23 protein-coding genes and 1 pseudogene are annotated in these 25,145 nt (G+C 36.0%); 7 read left to right on the top strand and 17 right to left on the bottom strand.

The features are described from left to right. Positions 1 to 63: 63 nt before the first annotated feature. Complete coding sequence (locus ACI3E5_RS13330; RefSeq protein WP_231435925.1) at positions 64 to 216, bottom strand: hypothetical protein; 153 nt, start codon at positions 214 to 216, stop codon at positions 64 to 66. A 43-nt stretch (positions 217 to 259) separates the two neighbouring features. Between ACI3E5_RS13330 and ACI3E5_RS13325 the strand changes: the two genes are divergently transcribed. Beyond that, the gene (locus ACI3E5_RS13325) at positions 260 to 799 is read left to right on the top strand and encodes a DUF1697 domain-containing protein (RefSeq protein WP_325845092.1); all 540 of its coding nucleotides are present in this window, start codon (positions 260 to 262) and stop codon (positions 797 to 799) included. 83 nt (positions 800 to 882) lie between these two features. On the opposite strand, the gene ACI3E5_RS13320 is transcribed toward ACI3E5_RS13325, so the two are convergent. The 10 genes from ACI3E5_RS13320 to ACI3E5_RS13275 form a co-directional block, all read right to left on the bottom strand. After that, the gene (locus ACI3E5_RS13320) at positions 883 to 1,254 is read right to left on the bottom strand and encodes a hypothetical protein (RefSeq protein ID WP_159161207.1); all 372 of its coding nucleotides are present in this window, start codon (positions 1,252 to 1,254) and stop codon (positions 883 to 885) included. A 398-nt stretch (positions 1,255 to 1,652) separates the two neighbouring features. Then, a complete protein-coding gene (locus ACI3E5_RS13315; protein WP_195266351.1) occupies positions 1,653 to 1,829 on the bottom strand; it encodes a hypothetical protein in 177 nt (58 codons plus the stop codon). A 50-nt stretch (positions 1,830 to 1,879) separates the two neighbouring features. Beyond that, on the bottom strand, positions 1,880 to 2,329 hold the full coding sequence (locus ACI3E5_RS13310) for a hypothetical protein (protein ID WP_230319227.1): 450 nt from the start codon (positions 2,327 to 2,329) through the stop codon (positions 1,880 to 1,882). A 21-nt stretch (positions 2,330 to 2,350) separates the two neighbouring features. Continuing rightward, positions 2,351 to 2,824: a hypothetical protein gene (locus ACI3E5_RS13305; RefSeq protein WP_325845094.1), complete on the bottom strand. Its 474-nt coding sequence runs from the start codon at positions 2,822 to 2,824 to the stop codon at positions 2,351 to 2,353. 578 nt (positions 2,825 to 3,402) lie between these two features. Further along, complete coding sequence (locus ACI3E5_RS13300) at positions 3,403 to 3,714, bottom strand: VanZ family protein (protein ID WP_428208195.1); 312 nt, start codon at positions 3,712 to 3,714, stop codon at positions 3,403 to 3,405. Between the two features lie 1,164 nt (positions 3,715 to 4,878). Further along, positions 4,879 to 6,189, bottom strand: coding sequence for an alpha-glucosidase/alpha-galactosidase (locus ACI3E5_RS13295; RefSeq protein ID WP_325845096.1), 1,311 nt, complete (start codon positions 6,187 to 6,189; stop codon positions 4,879 to 4,881). A 70-nt stretch (positions 6,190 to 6,259) separates the two neighbouring features. Further along, positions 6,260 to 6,871 carry a YesL family protein gene (locus ACI3E5_RS13290; RefSeq protein ID WP_086338812.1) on the bottom strand — a complete coding sequence of 204 codons (612 nt, stop codon included), beginning with the start codon at positions 6,869 to 6,871 and terminating at the stop codon, positions 6,260 to 6,262. A gap of 21 nt (positions 6,872 to 6,892) precedes the next feature. Beyond that, on the bottom strand, positions 6,893 to 7,726 hold the full coding sequence (locus ACI3E5_RS13285; protein WP_005233037.1) for a carbohydrate ABC transporter permease: 834 nt from the start codon (positions 7,724 to 7,726) through the stop codon (positions 6,893 to 6,895). Continuing rightward, the gene (locus tag ACI3E5_RS13280; protein ID WP_325845098.1) at positions 7,716 to 8,585 is read right to left on the bottom strand and encodes a carbohydrate ABC transporter permease; all 870 of its coding nucleotides are present in this window, start codon (positions 8,583 to 8,585) and stop codon (positions 7,716 to 7,718) included. The genes ACI3E5_RS13285 and ACI3E5_RS13280 overlap by 11 nt, the downstream gene beginning before the upstream one ends. A 28-nt stretch (positions 8,586 to 8,613) precedes the next feature. Next, the gene (locus ACI3E5_RS13275) at positions 8,614 to 9,921 is read right to left on the bottom strand and encodes an ABC transporter substrate-binding protein (RefSeq protein ID WP_325845099.1); all 1,308 of its coding nucleotides are present in this window, start codon (positions 9,919 to 9,921) and stop codon (positions 8,614 to 8,616) included. Positions 9,922 to 10,172: 251 nt separating this feature from the next. On the opposite strand from ACI3E5_RS13275, the gene ACI3E5_RS13270 reads away from it, so the two are divergent. Together ACI3E5_RS13270 and ACI3E5_RS13265 are read left to right on the top strand one after the other, a co-directional pair. Beyond that, the gene (locus ACI3E5_RS13270) at positions 10,173 to 10,391 is read left to right on the top strand and encodes a helix-turn-helix domain-containing protein (RefSeq protein WP_080650843.1); all 219 of its coding nucleotides are present in this window, start codon (positions 10,173 to 10,175) and stop codon (positions 10,389 to 10,391) included. Positions 10,392 to 10,468: 77 nt separating this feature from the next. Continuing rightward, positions 10,469 to 10,693, top strand: a complete 225-nt coding sequence (locus ACI3E5_RS13265) for a helix-turn-helix domain-containing protein (protein ID WP_231473159.1) — start codon at positions 10,469 to 10,471, stop codon at positions 10,691 to 10,693. Between the two features lie 519 nt (positions 10,694 to 11,212). On the opposite strand, the gene ACI3E5_RS13260 is transcribed toward ACI3E5_RS13265, so the two are convergent. The 6 genes from ACI3E5_RS13260 to ACI3E5_RS13235 all read right to left on the bottom strand — a co-directional run bounded on the left by ACI3E5_RS13260 (position 11,213) and on the right by ACI3E5_RS13235 (position 21,641). Then, positions 11,213 to 11,920, bottom strand: a complete 708-nt coding sequence (locus tag ACI3E5_RS13260) for a hypothetical protein (protein WP_202065228.1) — start codon at positions 11,918 to 11,920, stop codon at positions 11,213 to 11,215. Further along, positions 11,921 to 13,453, bottom strand: coding sequence for a BREX-3 system phosphatase PglZ (gene pglZ, locus ACI3E5_RS13255; RefSeq protein WP_202065237.1), 1,533 nt, complete (start codon positions 13,451 to 13,453; stop codon positions 11,921 to 11,923). A gap of 51 nt (positions 13,454 to 13,504) precedes the next feature. Then, the gene (locus ACI3E5_RS13250) at positions 13,505 to 16,282 is read right to left on the bottom strand and encodes a DNA methyltransferase (protein WP_202065239.1); all 2,778 of its coding nucleotides are present in this window, start codon (positions 16,280 to 16,282) and stop codon (positions 13,505 to 13,507) included. 4 nt (positions 16,283 to 16,286) lie between these two features. Further along, the gene (locus tag ACI3E5_RS13245) at positions 16,287 to 20,006 is read right to left on the bottom strand and encodes a DUF6079 family protein (protein ID WP_202065241.1); all 3,720 of its coding nucleotides are present in this window, start codon (positions 20,004 to 20,006) and stop codon (positions 16,287 to 16,289) included. 9 nt (positions 20,007 to 20,015) lie between these two features. Beyond that, on the bottom strand, positions 20,016 to 20,441 hold the full coding sequence (brxF, locus tag ACI3E5_RS13240) for a BREX-3 system P-loop-containing protein BrxF (protein ID WP_202065243.1): 426 nt from the start codon (positions 20,439 to 20,441) through the stop codon (positions 20,016 to 20,018). Between the two features lie 336 nt (positions 20,442 to 20,777). Then, a complete protein-coding gene (locus ACI3E5_RS13235) occupies positions 20,778 to 21,641 on the bottom strand; it encodes a helix-turn-helix domain-containing protein (RefSeq protein ID WP_202065245.1) in 864 nt (287 codons plus the stop codon). Positions 21,642 to 21,823: 182 nt separating this feature from the next. On the opposite strand from ACI3E5_RS13235, the gene ACI3E5_RS13230 reads away from it, so the two are divergent. From ACI3E5_RS13230 to ACI3E5_RS13215, 4 genes and pseudogenes are all read left to right on the top strand, one after another. Continuing rightward, complete coding sequence (locus tag ACI3E5_RS13230) at positions 21,824 to 22,174, top strand: hypothetical protein (protein WP_202065246.1); 351 nt, start codon at positions 21,824 to 21,826, stop codon at positions 22,172 to 22,174. A gap of 205 nt (positions 22,175 to 22,379) precedes the next feature. Beyond that, positions 22,380 to 23,225: a rolling circle replication-associated protein gene (locus ACI3E5_RS13225; RefSeq protein WP_202065248.1), complete on the top strand. Its 846-nt coding sequence runs from the start codon at positions 22,380 to 22,382 to the stop codon at positions 23,223 to 23,225. 39 nt (positions 23,226 to 23,264) lie between these two features. Then, the gene (locus ACI3E5_RS13220; RefSeq protein ID WP_095803878.1) at positions 23,265 to 23,540 is read left to right on the top strand and encodes a helix-turn-helix transcriptional regulator; all 276 of its coding nucleotides are present in this window, start codon (positions 23,265 to 23,267) and stop codon (positions 23,538 to 23,540) included. 65 nt (positions 23,541 to 23,605) lie between these two features. Next, a pseudogene (locus tag ACI3E5_RS13215) lies at positions 23,606 to 24,902 on the top strand (site-specific integrase). The last annotated feature ends 243 nt before the right edge of the window (positions 24,903 to 25,145 follow it).

Below are 25,145 nucleotides of genomic sequence, written 5' to 3'. Positions count from 1 at the left end.
TAGAGAAAACAACTTAAAGTGCCCCTCACAAATTCGCTTGCTTTAGCAAATTTGTGAGGGGTATTACCATCTATAGGTTGTTTCTTCGTTTTTACTAATCAGCAGTGCAAAAATACGTACGCCACGGCCACTCCACCAATAAGCTTGCATTAATCGCTTCTCGCTCACGTATTTTGGGTAGCTGATAAGCCAGGATTGTGCTTCTTCTCCATCCATTCTATAATCAGCTAAAAGAAGCGTTTTAAAGGAGGGGTTATCCATGCAACGATACATCGCTTTATTAAGAGGCATCAATGTCGGTGGAAAGAACAAAATTTCTATGAAAGAATTGAAAGCCGGTTTTGAAGAACTGGGGTTTAGAGATGTGGTCACGTATTTGAATAGCGGCAATGTGATTTTTTCCAGTGAAGATGATGATCCACAAGCCCTTGCCGAAATGATTAAAGCAATGATCAAACGGTACTTTTCCTTTGATATCGCTATTTATATCATTCGCCAAACAGAGCTGCAGGAACGCTTGGCCCATAGACCTGACTGGTCAGGAACGGAAGATAAAACCATCTATGACAACCTGATCTTTTTGATGCCTTCACTGACCTACGAGGTGTTATCTGAAAAACTCGGGGCTCCAAATGCCGACCTTGAACAGGTTTTCCCTTACAAAGACGTCGTTTTCTGGTCCTACATCCGCAAAGACTATCAAAAAACCAATTGGTGGAAAAAAACAGCCAGCACCAGCGTCGGCAAACAGATTACGATTCGGACCATCAATACCGTACGGAAGATTGCGGAGCTGTGACGAGAGGAATGAAAAAAGAGCGAAGCAAGTCATACTTTTTTCGCTCTTTACTTATAATTTGATTCATCGGATAGTCGAACCATTTAAAGCGATAAAACAAAATCATCGATTTTCCGTTGATAATATGCGATCTTCGTAGCGTCAATCGCTAGTTTTACTTTATCTTCCTCACTTAACTCCTTTAAATATCGAATAAAATAGCTTTTCAATACAGAGAATTCAAAATAAGAAAGCTTTGCTTGTTTCGCTTGAATCAATAAAAAACCTTTATGAATCATCCCGCTATTTAAATAGGTTTCTAACAAATCATTTCCTGAGACGACATTCCCTTGCTCATCTTCAACCTCACCAAGATCCACTTGGCTTTTATCCAATCGAAAAACAGATGCAATGGCAGCGCCTGCCCCTTCTCCGATCACTTTTAGCTGTTTTACGATATAATCATCCTCTAGCAAATAATTTCTGCCTTCTCTCGTTCCTTTATTAGATTCTGATGTGTATTTCCAGACGGTACAACAGACTTCGGTGCTAATTTACATTCCACTCTTTTAGATTTGAACCCCGCATCTATTACACGTTGAAGTAATAGGCTTTATAAGCCTCTTTCTGTCGATGGCCAAAATTAGAAGTGTTTAATCTCCTTAAATAACATTATCTATCAAAATAACCTTATATTCTAAGTACTTTTCGACATCTGTCGTAACTAAGGAAAATTAAGGCTATTCGACATCGACAGATGAAAAGATCTAAAACCTATTCTATACTATCGATGCGACTCTTCTCATTTGGTATTTTCCCTTATTAATATTTTGATAAATCAAGATTATGTTAACTAATGGGTAAAATAGCTGAGTTAATCCAAAAGCGTTATTGTTGCGATTGCTGTTTTCAATATGATTAAATGTTTTTTTGTTGTTTCAACTTCTACTCTCATAGAATCTTCAAAAATATTTATTACTGTACCTCTAATATTTTCTAATTTATCGTTTAAAAATAGAATGTCTACTTGTGAGCCTAATAATACTTTCACTTCTAAATACCTCCTATTTCCTTTCAAGATTCACACTTTTAGATGGCATATTACCATGTCTTATAAACTCGAATATGATCCAGAACTTCCTCTGTCGTGCTTACTTGCTTGACATAAACTGCATACCCACTTACCCATTCATAACCATTTCGAACATTTAAAGTCTTATAGCGCTTATTATAATAGTCCCCAACTGCTGCCCCTGTAGCAATTTTATGCTTTCTATAAGCTGCAGATAGAACATCCACTCTGTAAGCACGTGTGCGATTAAAAACTGGTACAGGATCTTCAACAGTATATTTATATACAGATCCAACTTCTTCTGTCGAGTAACCATACTCTTCTAAAATCGAGCTAATTGTTTCTAAGTCTTCAACTTTTTCTAAAACTACCGTTTCGTTGTCAATAGTAGCGACCTTCGTTTCTGAAGCTTCAACATTTTTAGAAAACAATACGCCCAAAGACACAACTACTCCCAATAAAAACAAATATTTCTTCATGCACAAAACTCCTAACTATTGCTAATTTTGATTGATTTGATTCCACTTATCTTTCGCACTAGTAAAAACATTTTTTACAACTTTCATATCTTCACTAGAAACTATGTTTCCTGTTGTTTCGTCTATAACATTAAAACTCGAATCCATGTGTACCGTTTCGCTGATGTTTCCGCTTGTTGTCCATGTCACTTGAAAATCATTGTCATTTCCATCGTAATCAACTAATACGCCATTTTCATAATCTGTAGCTGTAATAGGAAGACTGGCTGGCACTTCGAATATATTTTCGGTACTAAGTTCAACAACAGAATACCCAATACCATTTTCATTGGTAGTATACGTTCTCCCAGTTTTTTCCCATGTAGAAACTTGGGAATACAAATCAGAGAGTTTATTCTTTTGAACTGTTGCAAATCCTGTAGCCCCCCCAATCATTACCACAAAAACCAAAATAACCACAATAACCATTTTTTTTGATTGCTTCATATTTTTCATATATACTCCTTTCTTTCGAATTTCTCATCCGAACATTTAATATTTTGAAAAGTTTAAATGTTGCGAAAATTATACCGAATCAATATATTTATATCAAATAAATTTATCGAACAAGCAAGTGGACTATAAATCCGTCCATTTGCTTGTTCGTGTTAAGGACAAAGAACGACCGTCAATCGCTGGATCACGAGTGAGCCACAAATAACCTGCGAACAACCGTTGACAGCACCATATCGCTTATCTACTCTTTAAATGTCATAACTGCTAGTATGATAGACTAAATACCGCAACTGCCCCGCAATGGGTTGCCACTGTGATTGAAGAACGAATTTCGTGGATTATCGGCCTACTTCTGGTAGGTCTAGTACTTTTGCTATTTGATCGCTGGTTAGACGATTAGCCGATAATCAAAGCAGTTGCCTTCTAGCCTCACCGCGGAGTCGCAACAGCGCAAAAAAATCCCTCCTATTCGCAGTAGGAGGGATTTTTGGTGCAACTGTAATTTTAAACTAATTTCGTTTCGCACACTCTTTTTAACACAGAACAATTCAAAAGTCATACTCGATACAATAGCCTTTTTACCTTATCTTCTCTTTAAAATTAGAAAATAATGGCGTCTCACTTAAAGCAGAACCAATAATGAACCCACAAGTATTAGTGAAAATATCACCAAAATCAAAAATCCCTAAAGCAAAAACATATTGGCTAATTTCTACAAGAAAAATAATCAAAATAAATAGGAGTAAATTTTTCTTGTTAAATTTAAATAAAAAACCACTAGGTATAAACATAACAATATTAAGCAATACCACAGCACTCAGTAAATCTTGAATGAACATAAGAGGATTCCATTCAATTCCTTGTATTCCAATATTTTTGAAAAAAAGCAAATAAATTAATAACAAACAATAAATAATATAAAAAATATATATTGCCCATTTTGGGAAAAAAACCAGAAATAAAACTTTGAACAAATAAATACAAATAAAAAGTAATTAGCAATATCTGTATCAATGGAATAACAAAATCAACAGATTCACTAGTAGGGAAAAAACTCATCGAAAAAGGATACAAAAATTCCATAAAAAAACATCTGGATACAAAAAAAGAAACTATAATTATAAAAAAATGGATTAAAATTAATTTTAAGTTTTTCATGAATTCTCCAATATGTTATCGTATACATGCAATAATAACATTATTATAACATATTGGAGGATAAGTCATGGAGAAATATATGAAAAAGGTCGCATACTCATTGCTTGTGTTAAGCTTTCTAATTCCCGCTGTTGCACACGAAGCAACCGATATTACTTACAAAGGATAGGGTATTTGGTCTTGGTCATCTGTAAGTGATCGGTCAGTAAGCTCAACAAAAAAATACAAAGCAACACATAAACAAACAAGAACAACTGCAACCTCGATTACATCAATGACAGTATATATTATTCGTGGGTTCGAGCACTGCAGCTTCGTCTAGTTTTAAAGGTTCAACAAGCGGTTCTTTTTCAGCTAACCTAGGCAAAGGAACATACTCTTTAAGATTTGAACAAGAAAATTACTGAGCTACTTGCGATAGTTTCCGTCATTTACATTCCACTCTTTTAGATTTGACCCCCGCATCTATTACACGTTGAAGTAATAGGCTTTATAGTCCTCTTTCTGTCGATGTCCAAAATTTGAAGTAATTCATCCCCTTAGATACCATTATATATCAAAGGAAGCTTATATTCTAAGTACTTTTCGTTATCTGTCGTAACTAGGGGAAATCTGAGTTATTCGACATCGACAGACGAATCATTTAAAGCATTCTGTCATCAATTTTGGACTAATGAAACCAATACCCTTATTTTCGTATATTTTCAGATTAGTATTAAAAGAAAGATTCGGTCCAAATTTTCTCAGGTCTTCTGTCGAACGAACTTTTTGTGTTGGATTATTTTCTACGCAAAAACAAAAAAGAAGTGAATCCCAAAAATTATTTTACAATTTTTGAGTTCGCTTCTTTTTATAAACTTCCAGCAACATAACAATAGACTAAAGCCGAACTTTCTCTATTTGTACTCTGGCAAATAACCTGCATGGGCTTCAATTAATTCGTCTACTAGGCAAGTAATTGCTTCTAACGAGAGTTCTGAAGAGAGATGTGGATCTAGGTAAGCTGCTTGGTAGATTTTCGACCGATTCAACGTCAATGCAGCTTCGACTGTTAATTCTTGTACGTTGATGTTTGTTCGATTTAACGCTGCTAACTGGGTAGGCAGTTGACCTACATAGGTTGGTTGAACGCCGTTCTTGTCCACTAAACAGGGAACTTCGACACAGCAGTCTTCAGGAAGATTGGTTATGAGGCCTTTATTCAAAACATTCCCTGCGATAACAGAAGGAGTACCAGTCACAATTGAATCCATAATGTATGACGCATATTCATTACTGCGAGTATGGGTTAGTTCCCCATTCATAACAATACTTTCCCTCATCTGATTCCAGTCACTAATTTGATTTTCACAGCGGCGCAAATACTCATCTAGTGGAATATCGAAACTATCGATTAATTCTGGGTACAATTTTTTAATAAAGTAGGGATGATATTCTGCATTGTGTTCACTGGATTCTGTGATGTAATAGCCAAAACGTTTCATCAATTCAAAACGTACAGAATCCGAATGGGGATTGGGCTTTGCTGCTGCTAGCTCTCTGATTTTTGGATAAAAATCTTTCCCGTCTTTTGTCAATTCCAGTAAAAAAGCCATATGGTTGATCCCGGCGATCTTCCACTGAAATTCGTCAGCATTATATTGTTCTGAAATCCCAAGTTGCTTAAACAACTCTGACACACAAACTTGCACACTATGACAGAGTCCAACAGTTTTAATCTTCGTACCTTTCAAGATACCCATCGTCAACATCGCCATTGGATTGGTGTAATTTAATAACCAAGCTTGAGGGCAGACTTCCTCCATTTCTCTTGCAAACTCTAGCATCACTGGCAATGTCCGTAGGGTGCGGAAAATCCCACCGATCCCCATGGTATCACCAATGGTTTGTCTTAGACCGTATTTTTTGGGAATCTCAAAATCAATCACTGTAGATGGCTGGTAACCGCCTACTTGGATTGCATTGATGACAAAATCTGCGTCGGTTAAAGCTTCTTTGCGATTCTGATAGGTTCGGATTTTTGCCCGATCATGATTGGCATTTTTATTGATCGTTCTCAACATTAGCTCCGATTCTCTAAGCCGCTGTTCATTGATATCGTATAACGCAATATCAGCCTCAGATAAACTTGGGGTCAGCATCGCATCCCCTAACACATTTTTTGCAAATATCGTACTTCCTGCACCAATAAATGTAATTTTAACCATGTACTTGCTCCTCTCAATCTCCTCCATATTTTCTCGAAAAATCAATCTTCTATTTTCCTATTGGCAACATTTACTCCATCGATTGTTTGTCTATTTTTATCTGTAGCAAGACATAATTTTTCAACACTAGATACATTGATACACTTCCAGAAAAGAACAACAGAAACATCGGAAAAAGAAACCCTATACACGCTATGAGAATAAGCAAAGCCAAGACCTTAGCTGTTTGAACTGGAAATGCCAGTGCAAAGCATCCTGCTGAAAAAAAGGTCTGATACATCGATCTTCCCCAATAAACACTGATAGGAAACACATAGACAAGCATGGATAAAGTACCAATAATCGCTAATAGTATGGGAATGCGTAAACCGATAAACAGCGGCTCTTCGGAGGTTAAAACTATGTGAAAATTGATCCCTAAGCTGCCGAGAATCAACCAACAGATGCATCCTAATTTATTACTACGAAAAAATACTTTTTTATAGCAAATAAAGAAGTCCTGCGCTGTCCATTCGGTTTCACCATCAACGATGAAGCTCTTTAACAGAATGAAGCTAGTCATCGTAGCTGGAAAAAATCCAAAGAGACCAACCCCTAAAAGGGTAAACCCTAACCAGAGAATGTTGAGGTACGCAAATTTCATTACCCACTCTAGATACTGTGCCAGTTGATTGATTTTCACTTATTAATCATCCTTTTTTATCTATCCCTTGATCCCTGTCAATGTGATTCCTTCGATAATATAGCGTTGGGCAAACAAATAGACCAGAATAATTGGAATCACCGAAATCGTGGCACCTGCCATCATGTAAGACCAATTTGTCACATAGAGTCCTTTAAAGTTATTTAGCAACAAAGGAACCGTGAATTTTTCAGGCGTTGAAAGATAAATCAATGCATCCATGAAGTTATTGTACGTGCCCATAAAGATAAAGATCGTCATGGCTGCAAGCGCCGGTTTGATCAATGGTAATATGACACTCCAATAAATACGCGGGATGCTCGCACCATCCATCACTGCCGCCTCTTCTAATTCTTTGGGGATTCCTCGAATAAATTGTCTCAATAAAAAAACTGCAAAGGCGTTAAATAAAGCACCAGGAATGATCAATGGCAAATGCGTGTTTAACCAGCCTAACTTGTCCATAATCAAATACAATGGAATCATGGTGACTTGCTTAGGAATCATCATTGTCGCTAAAAATAGCAGAAACAGAGCCTCGGAACCTTTGAATTTCAATTTTGCAAAAGCATAAGCAGCCATCGATCCAGTGAAAAGCTGACTAACAACGACGATGATCGTAATGTAGAAGCTGTTCCAATAGGCGCGACCAAAAGGCATCGCTTGCAATGAATCAAGGTAATTTTGCCAGACAATCGGATTCGGGAACCAAACAGGTGGTATTGCAAAAATCTGTGTCATGTTTTTTAAGGAACTGCCGATCGTCCAGAGAAAAGGAAAGACCATCAAAAAAGAACCGATTGCTAGTAATCCGTGTAAGCACAATTTGCCTACACTAATTTTCTTATTCTTCATAATGAACCCACCTTTTTTGCGCATAAAATTGAATCAATGTAAGAACCAAAATCGCTACAAACAGGATAACCGCGCCTGCTGCACTTGACCCAAAGCGAAAATCAATAAAGGCCTGCTGATAAATGTGATAAACAAGTGTATAACTGGCTTTCCCCGGACCACCTCGAGTAAGAACAAACGCTTGGTCAAACACTTGAAACGAACTAATGATCGCCATAATGGATAGAAAGAATGTCGTTGGTGAAAGCATCGGTAAGGTGATTTTAAAAAATTGCTGCAACTTACTGGCACCATCCATTTCTGCTGCTTCATAATAGGATTTGGAGATATTTTGAATGCCTGCTAAAAAAATCACCATATTGTAACCTAGCTGCCACCAGATGCTTAACATAGCGATAGACAGCATCACGATCCGAGTATCCGTCAACCAATTAGGTCCTTGGATACCGATCATCCCCAATACCTGATTCAATATCCCAATATCACCATTTAAAATCCACATCCACATGACGGACACAGAGACTGAGCTTGTCACAACCGGCATGAAGAAGAACAATCGATACACATTTTTTCCAGTACGTTTATTCAAAACGACCGCTAATACCAGCGCCAAACTCAGACCGATCGGAACAGTGAATAAGGTATAGAGCAATGTATTGTATGTTGCTGTCCAAAAATCAGGATTGGCCAATTGATTGATATAATTCTGAATCCCTACAAATGTCCGAGCACCAAATCCATCCCATGACATAAAGCTCAAGCCAATTGCTATTGCCACTGGAATCAGAGAAAAAATGATGAGCCCCACTAATTGTGGCGTTAGAAATAACCAGGCCCATTTTGTTGTGCTTTTCCTCATCCTACCACCTCCTCATATATAATTATTGCTACGGTTGATTGGCTTCGATCAATTCATTGGCTGTTTTTTCCAAGCGTACTACAGCTTCATCAAGCTCTAACTGCCCTAAGAAGAGTAAATCCAGAATACTTTCTAATTGATCACTTAGTCCTGGAACCAATGCCTGTTTATCTTCTACTTTACCGATATCTCTGGCATCGATTAAATAGTTGGCATGCTCAGGTATCGTGGCATTTTCAATGATGTCATCTGCTGTCGTCACAGAAGGAACAGCATTCCCCTCATCTTCTAACCGATCCCGTTGTCCTTGCTCCGAAGTATAATAGGATAGAAAGCGCAACGCTTCTTCTTTATTTTTTGAATGATCACCTACTGCTAAATACGCGGTTGCAATAAAGCTAGGTTCGATTTGTTCACCTGTGTTAGTAGGATAGGGAATGTAATCAAATTCTAATGCCTCATTTTCGCTGAACATTGGGGTAAACCACCGTCCCGCTGACACAAAGGCTGTTTGGTTGGACATAAACATGGCATCCCCACCTTGCCCCTCTGGCAAAGCCCCGGCATAGGTAAAATTCCCGTCAACTACATTTTTCGTCAAATAAGCAAAGGTTTCTATTCCTCGTTCATTTTCAGGTAAAATAAACGAACCATCGTCCCCATACATTTCTCCACCATTCGACCACAACCAACTGAAGTAGTGATGTGCACCATTTTCTAGGACATGACCATATTTTCCATTAGCAGTGACCGTCTCATTTATCTTTTGGAAACTATCCCAAGTCCAATTTCCAGATTCATATAATTTTTGCGGTTCGTTAGGATCAAGTCCTGCTTCTTCCAGCACTTTTTTGTTGTAATACAACAACATCGGATTGGAATCGACAGAAACACCGTAGATCTGCTCCTCTCTTCGAGCAGGTCCCCAAATTCCTGAAGCAAAGTCATCAACTTTGACATAGCTATCCTCTGATTCCAAGAAATCTGTTAATTCAATCAATCGTCCCGTCGCAATCAGTTGCGCCATTTGTACTTCTCCTACATAAAATAAGTCGGGAGCTTGACTTCCTTGTAACTGCGTCAGTAATTGCTGCGCATACGTATCACCAGGAGCAGGAATCAGCTCAATGGATACGTTTTCATTTTGTTTCATATAGGCATCAATCGCTCGCTGATATACTTCTTGTTCTGCGGGATTTCCCCAGGCTGTCATGGTTAGCGAAACTTTTCCTTCATTGCTGCCAGACTCCCCTTGATTTGATTCATTGGAACAAGCCGATAGAAACAGGATACTGACAAAACAAACTACCCCTAGTAAACACAATCTTTTTCTCATATAAATTCCTCCTTATAATTTTTTGGTTGAAAATCAACTAAAATCTAAAACTTTTTAATACACTTGGTCTGAAAATAAAGTAGTAAACTCGTAGTAATTTTCCCCCTTTCGTTTACTACGATTGTAGTTTTATTATTGGTTCTTTTAGGAAAGTCTAAGGTGTGTTGTTAAAATCAAATTATTTTATGCGCTTATCGCATATAATGTCGCAACATAAATCCCCTCCCCTAAAATATAAGTGAGGTGATTTTATGTATTATAGAATTCGTGATTTACGAGAAGATAAAGACTTGAATCAAGAACAACTTTCTAAATTATTAAACATTAGCCAAACTACTTACTCTAGATATGAATCAGGGAAGCTAGACATACCGACACAATCCTTGATAAAACTAGCAGACTTTTACTCTACTAGCGTTGATTATTTGCTCAATCTAACAGATTACAAAAAGCCTTATCCTCGTAACTAACCTTATTTTATGCGAAAAACGCATAGAAGTCAATATGCATTTTTCGCATAAAGTAGAATGTTATCGAGGTGATAACTATGTTTCAGAGAATCCGTGATCTGCGAGAAGACAACGATTTAACCCAACGCCAAATTGCTACTCTTTTAAATGTTTCACAGTCAACGTATTCTCGGTACGAGAACGGTGCGCTGGATATCCCTATTCAAACGTTGATAAAGTTAGCAAGTCACTATGACACTAGTATTGATTATTTGGTAAATCTGACTGAGGTTAGGACTTCCTATAAAACCAGTGAGCGTTGATACCACAATTCATTGTAATACCACTTTTAAATCATTTTGAGAGACAAGTAGACGTTCACTAAGCCAGTCCTTCCTCTCCGGTTTTCCGTTTATTTTAAAAAAAGCACTCCTCAAAAATAGGAATGCCTTTTTTCGCTGATATAATAAGATTTATAACGTTTTGAAAACTGTGAAGCTTTACGAGCTTTCTTAAGACCTGGTTAGCTCAACTATTTTTTTAATCAGCTATAAAAGGCTTTAATAGCAACTATTTTTAGAGATTCAAATGATAAAAATTTTATTGACTTTCAAATTATTTGAAAGCAATGGTGTCAATTTTTCAAACAAGTAAACATGCGAGCTGAAATGTTTTATTAGTGTATACTTATTATCGACGAAGAACATATCATATTCACTCACTCTAAACTACATTCTCAAAAATCCATCATACGAATACGAGATTTGATACTCTGATTAGGTTCAAACATCCAAAAAATAACAAACAACATAATTGTTGTTTGCTTTCAATTCGTATAATCTTTACTTTAACCCTATGAAAGTATCCGTTCTTTCTCGTAACACGTTTAAATCATCAAGATGAACTTCTAATCTGCTAACCTGATAATCAAACATAAATAATCCCGCTTGATTATTTATAATTTCTAGCGGAAGGTATTCAGCATCCGTATGAGCTAAAATAGAGCGTATCAATACGTTCTTTATAAACTCATCAGTAATCAGAATTTTGTGCTTCGTAAGTTCATATACACCAGGCTTGCTACGAAATAGAAATCCCCAATCAACCAAGGAACCCAAAACCGTCAACACCCCTTTATTCACTGTCTCAGTCATTCCATAAGTGCTACGAACTTCTTCCATAATTGTTTTCGATTGAAACGTATCCTGCATACGTAGATACTTCCCAATTATATTTATGGTGTCTGAAAAAAATGAAAAAGAATAAAGCATCATCAAAACTTGCAACGATTTTTTCTCATCATAATTTGAAATAGCATATCGTTCTAGTACTTTCTCTTGAAAATCAGAAAGTGGCTTCTGGCCGTTCCCCCATACTTTCATTAAATTGTTTAGAGCTTTTCTGCGGAACGTATCCCCCTTAACTGTTTTTGCAAAGGTCTCATCTAATATTTGATACGCGTCTGTAGGTGAATATTTCACCATTACTTCAGCAGCTTTGTCCAACTCTTCAAATGTCATTACACGAAATAATCCCACCATTTTTTTCATCTATCGATCATCCCTTTTTAAAACTTTTACGAAAGGCACAATTACTTCTTCCACATGCATTCCACCATGGGTCATAATTATTTCACCTTCAGGTACAAATGCAAATTTTTCCTTAGCAATTAACGAAAAATAACCCTTATTCGGTAACGTTACACTCTCCCATTCTATGGTTGATTCAGTGTATAAATCATGTGTATTAGACCTAAGTACTTCTGAGTCATATATCCGAGCACGTTGCCCTTTCTCTGTAGCAAGAATACCTTCTTGGATTCGTCCAATCCCAGTTGCCTCCACATTTCCATGGTCAGACGTAATATACACATCATAATCTAAATTCATCAAGTCACGTAACATAAATTCTAAGAAGCCCTTCTCAAGCCAAATTCGTAATTCTGATTGAACTGTCTCCAGACCTTGCTTGGCGCCGTGCATAAACTCGTCCACCACATCGATGACGCAACCATAGATATCTGTACCAGCGTATCTATACTCAAGAACAGTATCTTGATAATCGGCATGCCCTAAACCCTTCTGATACTTGATTGAATTTTCTAGGAATCCTTTTTCTTTCCAAAATTTACGCCATTGAATTGGTTCCGAGGAAGTTCTTGTAATTGTTTCTGGGAACTCGCTAGGCCTTCTTCCAGAAAAAATTGCTTGTCTTGAAACAGAGGTAATGGTCGGAATCATCGCCATAGTTGCCATGGTTTGGAAATCAAAACTTTTATTAACTAACCATTTTTCAACAACACTCCATTGAGTAAAGCTCATTCCATCCATAACAATCAGAGCTAATTTTCTACCCGAAATACCCTGCATTCTGTGCAAATAATTCAAAATTTGATTTACATAATTTGGCTGTTTTGCCGGAGGCAGGGAAAGATTCCTGTCATAATCTTTTTTTAAATACTCTTGAAATTTTTTATTGGCATCATCGACTAATAGTTCAAACTCCTTATCCATTCTACGATATAAGCGATGTTCACCAATCAATCTAGCAATCTCGCCCCATTCACGTAAGATCGGAGCTTTTTTGTTAAATAGCATAAAATCTTCAACATAAGGATCAAGTATCATTGAAATGTATTCATCAGCTTCATGATAAATCACACATTCTATAAATTCCAGTGAAGAAACATAATCTTGTCTTGTTGTTAAACTTTGCTGGGCATTGTATAATTGCTCCCAATTTTCAATACCTAGCTCTTTCACAGCTTTACTATCCAAAAAGGGAAATATATCAGCAATTCCAATAGATTCACGAAATGCCTTTTGGTACACGTCCCAAGGAACCTCATAAAAATCAACACCTACTAAGCGAATAAGTAGCGTTCCATCAAATTTTCTGCCGAATTTGGTTCCGTAAGTATAACGAAAATGAACTGGATCTCCATAAGTTATTACAGAAATATCTAACTCAAACAATTTAACTTTAACATCATCTATCATCAGCAACTCATCATCATCTCTTACAAGATAAATATTTTTCTGCGGGAACTTATCTGTAATCTCCTTTATCCAGTTCATTTTCATCACTTCCCTCTATGTGTAGAATCTATCAAATTTCTTTATCATTAGTATTTGCTACATTTCTACTCGCATTAAAGCATTATCAAAATACATCAGAAGCTTATCGTCTTCTTGAATTACTTTTTCTGGAAGGCGCTCTCCTACTTTTACGATAGTTTGATATTCTTTTTCTGTCCACGCCTTCTTAAAACCAACACGGATTGCTTCTGTACGGAATACTTTTAATTTCTTCTTGCTATTATTGATTTCTTCAAGATAATGGACAAACTCACGCAATAAGTTCTTCTCTCGCAGTTTTTCCAAGTCGGCTTGTTGATTAGGATTTGGCACATACCAACGATTTTTCGCTTTTTCTTTTAACACTTCATCATCTTTGTCTAGCCCACGTAATTCATGATAGTTTTTTGTTAAGTAAGTGCTAATTTGATTGGGAACTGATCCGATTCCATTATAGAACAAAAAATTTTGCTGAAGTAAATCATCTAATTCAGGTAAATCTTCATGTTTTGCAATATTCATAATTTCTTTCATGAACAGAGGTTGTATATCTTGCCTTGTTTGTGGTTTTTTTAATAGTTGCTGCCTAATCCATTCAATAGCACTATTCTCATCAGATACAAACAATGATAATTTAGAAAAGTTTTTAGCCGTTATCCTTTTCTTATCATATTCAACAACCTGAGATTCAAGAAATATCATTCCATCACGTAAAGAGAATCGCCTCACAATTTCCTCCTGAAAATTCAAAGCAGAGATAGGGACAGGCAACCCATTTTGAACATGATAAGCAACCATTCGATCATACAGAATTCTAATAGTTCTTTCTACTATTACCGAAGCATCACCTCGAGTACCTACAAAAACTGGAAGTTTTTTTAAATGCTGTTCAATAAATGTCCAAGCTGATTCTTCGGAATTTCTTTCTGAAATCATTTTATTGACGCTTTCAATCGCTGGTTTATAAGCGGAAATAACTAAATCTTGTTTTACTGCTGTAGTTGTTATCATTGAATGGAAACCACCACGTTTTTTATCCAACGCATCAACACTCGCAATTACAAAACCAGCATTTTGTATGACGAATTGTAGCGCGTTCCATACACTAGCTTTCGTATTAGAAAATTCAACTGTAATCCATTTATTTGGTTTCAAAATTCGAAAAGCTTCATTAAATGCATCACTCATCAATTGAGTATAATCTGACAATCTCTTACCTTGACTTTTATTCTCTATTGCTTCCTTTTTATTATTAGTATATACACCCAACCAAGATTCTCTTATAAAGCTTAACTCTGAATACATAATATTGGCACCAAAAGGAGGGTCAATAAAAATATAATCTATTGAATTATTAGCAATAGGGACTTTTGTACTACTTTGAGTAGAAATTATCGTTCCCGAATAACAATTCCAAGCTTTTACAATCTTCTTTAATTGAAATTCAAACTGAGATAAAACATTATTTTCTACAGATAAAGGCGGAAAGTATAACGCGTTTGCCATTGGTCCCACTAATGCTCTACTACCATGTTGAGGCATATATCTGTTCATTTTGGTAAGCTTAGGAAGAGTACTTCCTAACAAAAACTGTATATCATCAATCATCACGGTATCCTCAACGTCTAAATAATCGTTTAAGATTGATAGGATTCTATCTGTGTATACATGATGGACGTAGGGCATTCCATTCCTGATTGGTTCTGAAGTTTTAATACCATTATTAAACTTTACAACTGGGATTTTATTGTAATTCCCTTGGAATTTAAAATAGTTAATAACTTTAATATCATACCAATCAGGGGACTTGTTGTATCTTTTTTTATTCACCGAATAATTGATTTTAACTGGTACCATCTTTGGTTGTAGCACTAGCTTATTAATCACTGGATCTAAGTGGCTTTCCATTGCCTTATCCAAATTTTTCTTTTCACTTCTTGCTCCGCAATGAGCACAAGTCAACACGCTCTCTACTTTTTTCTCATCTCTTGAAACAGCGACATCCCAGTAATTTATCTCGCTAGTACAGGAATTACAAATATACACTTCGCTCCATACAATATAATTAATTTCACCAAAATTTTCTTTATTTTCTTCATAAAATCGCCTTAAATTTGTATCGTTTTTTATCATACGAGAACCTTCGCAAATTGTTGAAAATGCCCAATCATATTTTTCTCTCAATTTTTTTAGTCTTTTCAACAAATAACGAGCTGATATTTCTGATTTTCCTTTTTTATTATAATTATGAGAAATAAATGTTGCTGCGGGTGCTAAGTCAATCAACATTGCTTTTCTGTAACCAACACTACTCTCGCAAAAATCATCTCCCATTAAATCTCTTACAGTTTCCTTATTATCACACATTTCAGCTGCAACACCTGTCATTCCGGATCCACAAAATCCGTCAAAAACTATATCTCCAGGATTCGTATAATAAAGCATATATCTCATAATTGCCTTATAAGGAACTTTAGTATGATAACTATGCGCATTATAGATTGGATCATTTTTACCTTCACTAACATCGACTGCTAACGGGTATTCAACGTCCTTTGTATAATTCTTATCAGTCTTCCAGTCGGAAAAAAAAGAACTTAACCATGGATTGGGACAAATTGTATAATATGGTGGATCAGATAACGAAATAATATCTTCGTCGCTACCAATTGGAAAGCCTTCAATTTTCTTCAACTCAGGAAGTTTTTTTCTCAGCTCCTCCCGGAAATACTCTCGACGAGCATCATCATTTTCAAATTCCATCCCGAGAACTGTCACTCTTTTATTTTCCTTTTGTTCAGAATCAAAAGACAATTGTTCATTTTCTAATGACATCTACTCACCTCTTAAACATAATTCTAACTTTATTTTTCTCTTTGCCTTCAGTTAGCTCTGCAATCAATTGACGGATACGTCCTTCTAGTTCATTAACTGACATTGGACTACCATCTCCCATCGCTTTAACCAGCTCCGCTTCAGTTATTTCGACCTTCTCAAAGCCTTTAAACAAATTATTTATGGTATTCAAGAATTGAGGACTAACCGGAAATGTTAATTCTTTTGTAGCAATGAATTGATTAATTTCTACTTTTTCTTCATTATTCAAGAGTTCCCGATTCTCAACAATGTCTCCCTGTTGTAAGCTACTTACAAGAATCTCCATCCAATTTTCATAAATTCTAGTTAATTTTTCTTTACCATTAGATACAACCAATTTAGAATTCCGATCAGTTTTTCCAATTTCGAAATTACAATGAATACATGTCGGATGCTGTTCTAGTTCAGCTTTTGTTAGTGAAAAACAAGCTCTTGTAGCACGTAGCTCTTGGACCCAATCAATAAGCTGTTGACCCGGAAGAATGTCGATATTGGCCTTTAGTGTAGCTAATACATCTGCCTCAACTGAATTAAGTAGCGCATCACGATTAATTTCCTCTTTACTTGTTAATCGCGATTTCTGATGAATATCATAATATTCATCTATATAGTGCTCTTTAATTTCTTTCAAGTCATCCATTTGCGACTTGAATCCAGCACCTTTCTTCACGGCTTCAACGACAGCATTAATCGCTTCTTGGGCATTCTTTGTCCAATCACTCTCAAGGCCATAGTTGTAAGTAGCCTGTGTAATGTATGTCACTAGTGTACCGACTTCGTCAACGTCTTTCTTCATCTGTTCAATTGAATCAATTAATTTCTTGTTTTCTTCTTGTTCTGAGATTTCAGTAACGCTAGCCGAAAAGTTTTTCATTTTAGCAACGGTATTATACCGTTGGACTTTTTCACAAAAGTCTTTATAAGAAGTGAGTCTCATAATTGTATCTTGTCGAGTATTTGCATCCATAACTTCTGTGCCGCCAATAGAAAAACCTTTCTTGACCATCTCAATAGTATTTAAGGTATGACTCACTTCTTCAATTGACTTGCTGCTAAGGCGCCTAATATATCCTTCTAGAATCTTTTCATCAAAGTTTGGGGCGTACTCATCAAATAGATTTAGTACTGCATTGATTTCATTAATTGGAAGACCAGATGGCTTTTTGATATAGTCGAAATTAGACAATATCTCGATATTTTCGGCAGCAAACTCTCGATAGTTCATTGCTGTATAATTCGTTCCAGCTACGCTTATCTCTAATTTCCCTGCATAAAGAAGCGCACCAATAACGACAACAACTAGTTCAGGCTCTAATTTAAACTCTTTTGAAAGTCGTCTATCACCTGTACCGCGTAAGGCGTCTTGGTCGTATATTTCTTTATTGTTAACCACCTTGCCGTTTCCTTTTTCTTCTAGCATTTCCAAAATCCAACGTGAAAAGCCAGAATTAGAAATGGATTCTGCAGTAACTTTCCCAGTGCTATCTTCCATAACCAAGCCATTGAGTAAGGCTTCACCAGTTTTTGTTGAACGTCCATTTAAGAATTGCAAAGCATCACTTGCGGAAGTTTTGATATTATCATTTGTTAGATATCCTGGCTTATATTCTTTAAAGGTTGGATAATCTGGGTATTTCTCTTGAAAGGCATCATTCAAGAACTCTGCAGAAGCATAGTTTACCATTGCTTTCAAAGTATCTTCTTGTGGAAGGAACATTCCAAAATCAGAAAGATATCCTTCTTTACCTTTATAAACCACCTTGAATACATCTACAAAATGTTCGAACAGCCATTTATTCAATTGCTTATAGTAGCTATCATACTTAGCTTTAAATAAAGGTTTTTGCGCTTGTGTTGTTTCAATGTACTGTTCTTTTGCTGCAGCATATTTTCGCAATGTCTTTTCAAAGTAATCGTCTTCTAAATTAAGTTTGAAGAAGACTTCATCCGAGCGCTTCTCATCTTTATAGTTTACGGTATTAAATGGTCGTAACATGTAAATGTAAAAATCTCTCTCTGGTTGCGCTGTAGATCGCTCATTGGGAGAACCCAAGAAAAGATATCCTTTTCGCATTACTCGGCGTTGTTCCCAAGGAAGCTCATATGACCAAATCTTATAACCAGAAATATAAGTAAGATCATCCAAAGCAATCGCATTTTGTAATAAATCAAAATAGTAGCGGTCCATTGTGTCTGCTTCAATAATTTCAGCACGATCTGCAATCAGACTATCTACATCAATATCTTTTTTCAAATCTAGATAATATTGTGCATTGACTTCATTTACTGAAATATATTGATAGCTGACGGTTTCCATAATTGTCTTAATAGCCACATCTATATTTGTTTTCAAAAATCCCGCAGGATCAGGATCTTCAAGCAGCATATCCATCTGACCAGGAATTGTTAGAAAAAGGTCATCTTTCAATTCATCAGAAGTCATCCCTACCTTAGAATAGATATCATCAGTAGTTAGACGATTCAATGCCATAGCATTCACTATACGAATAGACATTTTTTGATAGCGTCTTTTTGTTGAAGGAAAGGCACTATTTATTCTATCCTTCAAAATTGATACTTTATCCATCACTTCTCGAACTTCAGGAATTGTCTTGTAAGATGGGTCTTCCTCAATGTAAGCCCAATAACTATCATAGGAAACTAATCCTGGATCATCTATCGGTACGTCGTCATTAATAATCTTCTTCATCTCATTGGTGATGGTTTTCAATGCTATCCGTTTTTCAATATTATGAACATTCTCAAATGTCGATAAATATGCAGGATGAATTGGAAACAGCTCAACATATGTTTCCATATTCTCACTTAGTCGGTCGTAGAGCTTAGAAAACTCCGTTAAATGTTCACGAATTTTAGCTTTTTGTAAATCATTTTTCTTAAGTAAACGTTGTGAAATAACATAGGCAATATCTTCTTTAACAATACGTACTTGCTCGAAGCGTTCCTTTACCCGTCGCAGTGGATCTGCCACATAATAAAAACGCGGGTTATCGAATAACATCTCCTGAATCCCAGCCATAAACCTAAACCGGCTATCATACGCTACTTCACCTAACTCACGTAAGAACCCTAAATCCAATGTCATTTCTAACTCTTTACGTGAACGAAGATAATCCAGAAGTTCATCGACGACTACTAATAACCCTTTTTCTGGATATTTTGTATTGAAGGCATCCATCATTTCCAGTAGCCATTCTTTATTATTGGTTAACTTCGAATCATCTTCTGGAAATTCAAAGTTGACATCCATTTCAATAAAGCCTTTTTCGAGTTGTGAAATAATAATATCTTTGAACGGGCGATCCACTCCACCAATTTCAAACCGGATTACCTTGAATTGTCCTTCAATTTGTTTAGCGTGCTCAGCTACTTCTTTGTTTGCAATATGCTTACTAGCACCTTCATACTCAGCAATTGTTGAGATTACTGACATTAAATGAGACTTACCTGAGCCATAGTTACCCACAACCAATAATCCCTTGTTGTCTTCCGGTCTAGTGTATTGTAGTTGCTTAAAAATAATTTCATTAATTGTTTCTGCCATGCGATCTGAGATTACGTATGTATCCAACAGGTGCATTGCCTTTTCTGTTGAATTTGCATCTGTTAATTGGATGACTGAATCAATTGGTTCAAAATTTACTAATTCTTTATACAGCATTTTCTTCTCCTATCCAAAAAATAATTGATCTTCTCTCATTTCAATACGGCGGTATTCCTTGTGCCCAGGTTTTGCATATATGAGAGTGGTCCCTTCAATATCATAATGCCATGCAATCAAAACAACTTTTATCTTACTTAATTCTAGCAATAGATCCATAAAATTGACACCTAATTCTGGATTCATTATCAATTCAAAGTTATCAAACAGAACAACTTCTTCTGAAGATTGTTCTATTATTCCTTTGATAAAATCAGAAGCAATCAGATACCAACTTCGCCGACTCTTTTTCAGAAGTAATTCACTTAAAGGTAGATTCAAATTTACGAATTCCACTCTACCCGTATTAATTTCTTTATCTTGGCTAGATACTACTACTCCTAACTTCTGGTATTGTTTTTTCAAATGAGAAATAAACATCCATATATCATCCATTATCTATGATCTCCTTTTGAGCAAACTGGTGTATTTATGAATATTTTAATAGACAAAGACGAAACAATATCCGCAATATTTCAAAACAACCTGATTGATTTTCGATAATATAAAATAATATCTTATCGTCTTTTCGCAATTAAAAAACTGAAATATACTTATGTTAACTATCAGTGATTATACCATGCAAATTTGAGCATATAATTTTTTTGAAATAATCTAACCGGGAATAGTAAGTCAATTTATATCTTCTCGATAGTATAGCCTTATCCGTTGTCGGTTCAGCCTCAATTGATTACCTAGCGACATACCATCAACCCCTAATTTCAATTAATTTTACTTTTCAAACCAATCCTCAAGCTGATCAGCACTAATTCTATTGGACAGATTAATTAACGCTGGTCTTAACGTCTGAATCGTTTCTACTAACTCTTCCCCACCAAACAATCCTGTAAATGTCCTATCTGTCAACTCTTTAGACAAATGATTAAGTAACTGAATGGTCTGCTGATTGTCAGAAAGTATATTGATCAATTTCCCAATCAAATATTTATCTTCAAATTTACTATTTGCAAAAAAATCAAATTTCGCAACCTCTTCTTTTACTACTTTTATCATATCATCTTTTTTTTCATAATTAAATTCGCCTGCCACATCCAGATATTCGATGATACCGTTCGTAATAACGGTGACTGCTTCATCTTTCTTCTGTTTAGATAAATCATCGGCAATCGGTAAATTGTTTATCTTATCATGTACCATTTTTTGAATTTCTTCTTTAATGACGTCTTGCTGCAGTTCATAAAAATAATCATCCATGAACTCCTCACATGGATAACCAACTTCATTTTCCCATGCCGGATTCTTAAATTCCCCAGTGTAAAACTCTTCTTTGATTGCTTTCACAACTTCTGGATGTTCTTGCACAATCCTGTTCTGCCCTTTTAACCGCAAGTAGTCCGCAATATATTCTTCAATATCGCCAAAGTAAAACCAGCCTACTGGTTTCCCACTAATACTCGATAATTGGTTAATAACAATTTCCGGGGCTAAGGCATAGCCTTGAACATAGGAACTGATTGTTGGTTTCTTTATCCCCAAGCGATTTCCTAACTCTGTAAAGGACAAATTCATACTCTCTTTGATTTCTTTGATTCGTTGTCCTACCTTCACTTTATCCGGTTGTAATAAACCAAACATAGATTACTTCCTCCTTGTCATTTTTACTTATTATATCACTTGTATAAAATTTCGTATATATTTTTTCGCTAATTCTCTTGACTTCGTATAAATAAACGTATAAAATACAAATCATAGATGGCCGTCTATATTTTTTTAAACCAATCGTATAAATTATCGTATATCTAAAAAGGAGGGCTATTATGCCAATTAAAATCAACGATCTTACCTTACCAAAAGAAAAACTCGAAAAAGAATATCAAGTTGTCAATATTACTCGCTGGCAAAAAGATGGAGAAATTCTAGGTTGGAGTTATGAATGTATCCTACCAAAACTCCGCTACGAAAAAATCAATGTCAAAGTCAAATCTGAAAATCCTATAATCACTCTGGAAGAGCTTACCCAACAAGGTTTAGCCATGGTTACATTTGCCAATTTAGTGATTGCACCTTGGGGTCGCTCTAACGGTCAATTTGTCAGCTATGGTTTATCAGCCACGGCAGATGCGGCAACCTTGATTCCGAAAAAACAAGGTAACCCTACGCAAAACTAATTTTCCTATGGGTTTGTTGGGTGGTTAGGACGAAACGGCGAGGCAGCGCCCACAGAGCCGTTTCTGTCCGTTAAAACCGCCCAATAAACACATAGGCTGGAAGGACTGCTTTGCAGGACTTCCCCTTAACTTGATTTATAGAACAACATCAGGCGAAAAATGATGGTTCTTTGACAACTGAATACACATCAAGGAGTGATGATTTTTGAAAGCTTATAATCAGAAAATCATTGAAACTCCCACGTACCTTGAAATTTATGATTATGAAGCAATCATTACTCCTAAACAAAAAGCAGGAAATATTGAAATCAATCCAAAACGAAAAAAAGAATTAGCTTGGCTTTATGAAGAAGAAAATCCAACTAGCGATAAAAGAAAAAACTATGATGAACTATCTGCTCAAGGGCAATACGACAGCTTAAAACGAAAACAAAAATACTATCAAAATATGCGCTTTGAAATCGCCAGACTCGTGGATATGAACTTTGACAATCAGACAAAATTTTTAACCCTCACTTTCAGAGAAAACATTCAAGACATTGCCTATGCGAATAATGAATTCAAAAAATTTATCAAACGACTAAACTACGAACTCTATCACACAAAAAAAGCAAACCTGAAATACCTTGCCACGTGGGAAAAACAAGAACGAGGCGCCATCCATTATCACATCATCCTGTTTGACTTTCCTTTTATCTCTATCAATCGCCTTACTACCATCTGGGGACATGGATTTGTCAAAATCAACAAGATTGATGTGGATAGCATCGAAAATCGCGGGCGCTATATCAGTAAATATTTTGAGAAGGACTTGGATATGAAAGAGCATAAGAAAAAAGCATTCTTCAAATCCCGCAACCTCAAAGTACCCAGCGTCACAAAGCAACTCGTGGATCAACCTTTTGACATCACAAATCAAGAGGTACTTTATACCAATGAGTATCTCGTAAGACGTCCAATATTTTACAGTGCGATAAATGAAGGTGGAACTCCTGAACAAGTGATGGATTTTCAAGAAAGCACTGTTCACTATACCAAGATAAAAAAATAATTCATTATTCCCTACGCAAAATTCAAAGGAAGTGAGAATATGACCGAAATGAAAATTTTACTCAGCGATGATCAGATGGGAATCATTTCTACTCAACTATCTGATTTAATCACAACTGAAATCGAAAAAATTAAGACACAGGAAAACCTGCAACATCGCTATATGAATAAGAAGCAGACTTGTAACTATTTACAAGTTTCCAATAATACGTTAGATGGCTGGATTAAAGATGGCTTGCCCCTTATTCAAATCCACGGATCAAATAGATTTGACCGTATCGCCATTGATCAATGGCTAGCAAGCCTAGCAAAATAATTCCGACATCGTTATACTCCATATATAGTATTTGATTTCGGCTCGCAAATTCGGAGGGAAATACTATGGCAATTAGCAAAACAGAAAATGAGACTTACCGTTTACGGCTTTACTATCCACAAGATATCCAAGAGATGATAGGTGTAAACAAACTTTATTCCAAAACTTTCAAAACTAGAAAGGAGGCAAAAGAAGCAGAAATTGATTTTTATGCCAAAATTAAAGAGCTACGGGAAAACAAAGAAAAGAATGCTTTTGAACTAGGTGGCGAAGCACTGTTCAAAGATTTCTATGAAGATATCTGGATTGATGCTTATACAGCTGGCTTAACTTCTCGAAACACAAAGTCTCCTACTCCTGTCACAATCGCGAATACAAAAGATATTTTTCGACTTCACATCTTACCAATGTTTGGAAAATACACATTGAACTATCTGAATCAAAACAAAGCCTTTGTTCTAAAAATTATGACTCAAAAGGCTGCCGAATACGCAAACTTCAAAATACTACGTAGCTACGTTAATTCTATTTTTGATTGGGCAGAAGAGCTTGAATACATCGAACGGAATAAACTAGAAAAATCGCTCAAACGGATCAACGCTACTAAGAAAAACCAACTGCAAGAAGCTAAAAAAGAAGAAGACTTGTACCTTTCCTTTGAACAACTTCAAGAATGGCTAACTGCCGTCCAAAGTGATCATGAAAGTGGGCAATTGACTTTACAGGACTATGTATTATTTCTAACCACCTTCTTTTTGTCTGATCGCAAATCAGAAACTTACGCCATCAAATGGAAGAACGTGAATTTCACTACTTCCCAGATTATGATTGGCAAAGCCTTGGATAAATTCGGCAATGAAAAAAGCACAAAAGGGAATAAAACGACAATTTTCCATATTCCGAATGAACTAAAGCAATTACTTCAACAGTGGAAAGTCCAACAAAAAGAAGAACTAGCTCAATTTGAAATCGAACAAACCGAAGAGCAGCTACTCTTTACCTTCCTTTGATGATAAAGGGAATATCAATCAAAGACTTCATACAGATTATTTGAACTACCGTATGAAATCCATTGAGCGACGACATAAGCACCTTACCCATGCGACTCCACACAAGTTACGACATACTGGGGCAACTTTAGCCAAACAAGCTGGTGTCGCTCTAGAACAGATTTCTGAAGCATTGACTCACAGCGATACAAACATCACAAGAACTTATGTAAATACACCAAATGTGATTCAAATGCCTATTGGAGAAATTGCCTATCGTAAATTGTCTCAAAAAGAGTCAGACCGGAATGGTGTCAACAATGGTGTCAACTCAAAAAAAGACGCTTCGCAAAATGAATTACGAAACGCCTGAAAGTACTGATATGAAGCTGTTTTTAACGTTTAGAGAATTGTGAAGCTTTACGAGCTTTCTTAAGACCTGGTTTTTTCTTCGTATCATTGAATAAGTTTGAAAAACCTTGATGCATAAAGGTTTTACCGTAAATATATTTTATTGTATTTGATTAAATTTGAAATGTTTGTGTTCTAAAATGTGTTCTAATTTAAAGGCAGTATATTTCGTATTTTAGATTAAATTTTAGGCTCATTCATTCTC

The organism is Candidatus Enterococcus avicola (genome assembly GCF_047470845.1).
GTDB lineage: Bacteria > Bacillota > Bacilli > Lactobacillales > Enterococcaceae > Enterococcus_D > Enterococcus_D casseliflavus.
The sequence above is the reverse complement of the archived record's forward strand: the minus strand, read 5'-3'. Positions and strand labels throughout refer to the sequence as shown.

What these genes read in the sequence shown, in the direction of transcription:
- ACI3E5_RS13330 (WP_231435925.1), bottom strand. Translation starts at nt 216, where the DNA reads ATGGATGGAGAAGAAGCACAATCCTGGCTTATCAGCTACCCAAAATAC.
- ACI3E5_RS13325 (WP_325845092.1), top strand. Translation starts at nt 260, where the DNA reads ATGCAACGATACATCGCTTTATTAAGAGGCATCAATGTCGGTGGAAAG.
- ACI3E5_RS13310 (WP_230319227.1), bottom strand. Translation starts at nt 2,329, where the DNA reads ATGAAGAAATATTTGTTTTTATTGGGAGTAGTTGTGTCTTTGGGCGTA.
- ACI3E5_RS13305 (WP_325845094.1), bottom strand. Translation starts at nt 2,824, where the DNA reads ATGAAAAATATGAAGCAATCAAAAAAAATGGTTATTGTGGTTATTTTG.
- ACI3E5_RS13295 (WP_325845096.1), bottom strand. Translation starts at nt 6,189, where the DNA reads ATGGTTAAAATTACATTTATTGGTGCAGGAAGTACGATATTTGCAAAA.
- ACI3E5_RS13285 (WP_005233037.1), bottom strand. Translation starts at nt 7,726, where the DNA reads ATGAAGAATAAGAAAATTAGTGTAGGCAAATTGTGCTTACACGGATTA.
- ACI3E5_RS13280 (WP_325845098.1), bottom strand. Translation starts at nt 8,585, where the DNA reads ATGAGGAAAAGCACAACAAAATGGGCCTGGTTATTTCTAACGCCACAA.
- ACI3E5_RS13275 (WP_325845099.1), bottom strand. Translation starts at nt 9,921, where the DNA reads ATGAGAAAAAGATTGTGTTTACTAGGGGTAGTTTGTTTTGTCAGTATC.
- ACI3E5_RS13270 (WP_080650843.1), top strand. Translation starts at nt 10,173, where the DNA reads ATGTATTATAGAATTCGTGATTTACGAGAAGATAAAGACTTGAATCAA.
- ACI3E5_RS13265 (WP_231473159.1), top strand. Translation starts at nt 10,469, where the DNA reads ATGTTTCAGAGAATCCGTGATCTGCGAGAAGACAACGATTTAACCCAA.
- ACI3E5_RS13260 (WP_202065228.1), bottom strand. Translation starts at nt 11,920, where the DNA reads ATGAAAAAAATGGTGGGATTATTTCGTGTAATGACATTTGAAGAGTTG.
- pglZ (WP_202065237.1), bottom strand. Translation starts at nt 13,453, where the DNA reads ATGAAAATGAACTGGATAAAGGAGATTACAGATAAGTTCCCGCAGAAA.
- ACI3E5_RS13250 (WP_202065239.1), bottom strand. Translation starts at nt 16,282, where the DNA reads ATGTCATTAGAAAATGAACAATTGTCTTTTGATTCTGAACAAAAGGAA.
- ACI3E5_RS13245 (WP_202065241.1), bottom strand. Translation starts at nt 20,006, where the DNA reads ATGCTGTATAAAGAATTAGTAAATTTTGAACCAATTGATTCAGTCATC.
- brxF (WP_202065243.1), bottom strand. Translation starts at nt 20,441, where the DNA reads ATGGATGATATATGGATGTTTATTTCTCATTTGAAAAAACAATACCAG.
- ACI3E5_RS13235 (WP_202065245.1), bottom strand. Translation starts at nt 21,641, where the DNA reads ATGTTTGGTTTATTACAACCGGATAAAGTGAAGGTAGGACAACGAATC.
- ACI3E5_RS13230 (WP_202065246.1), top strand. Translation starts at nt 21,824, where the DNA reads ATGCCAATTAAAATCAACGATCTTACCTTACCAAAAGAAAAACTCGAA.
- ACI3E5_RS13220 (WP_095803878.1), top strand. Translation starts at nt 23,265, where the DNA reads ATGACCGAAATGAAAATTTTACTCAGCGATGATCAGATGGGAATCATT.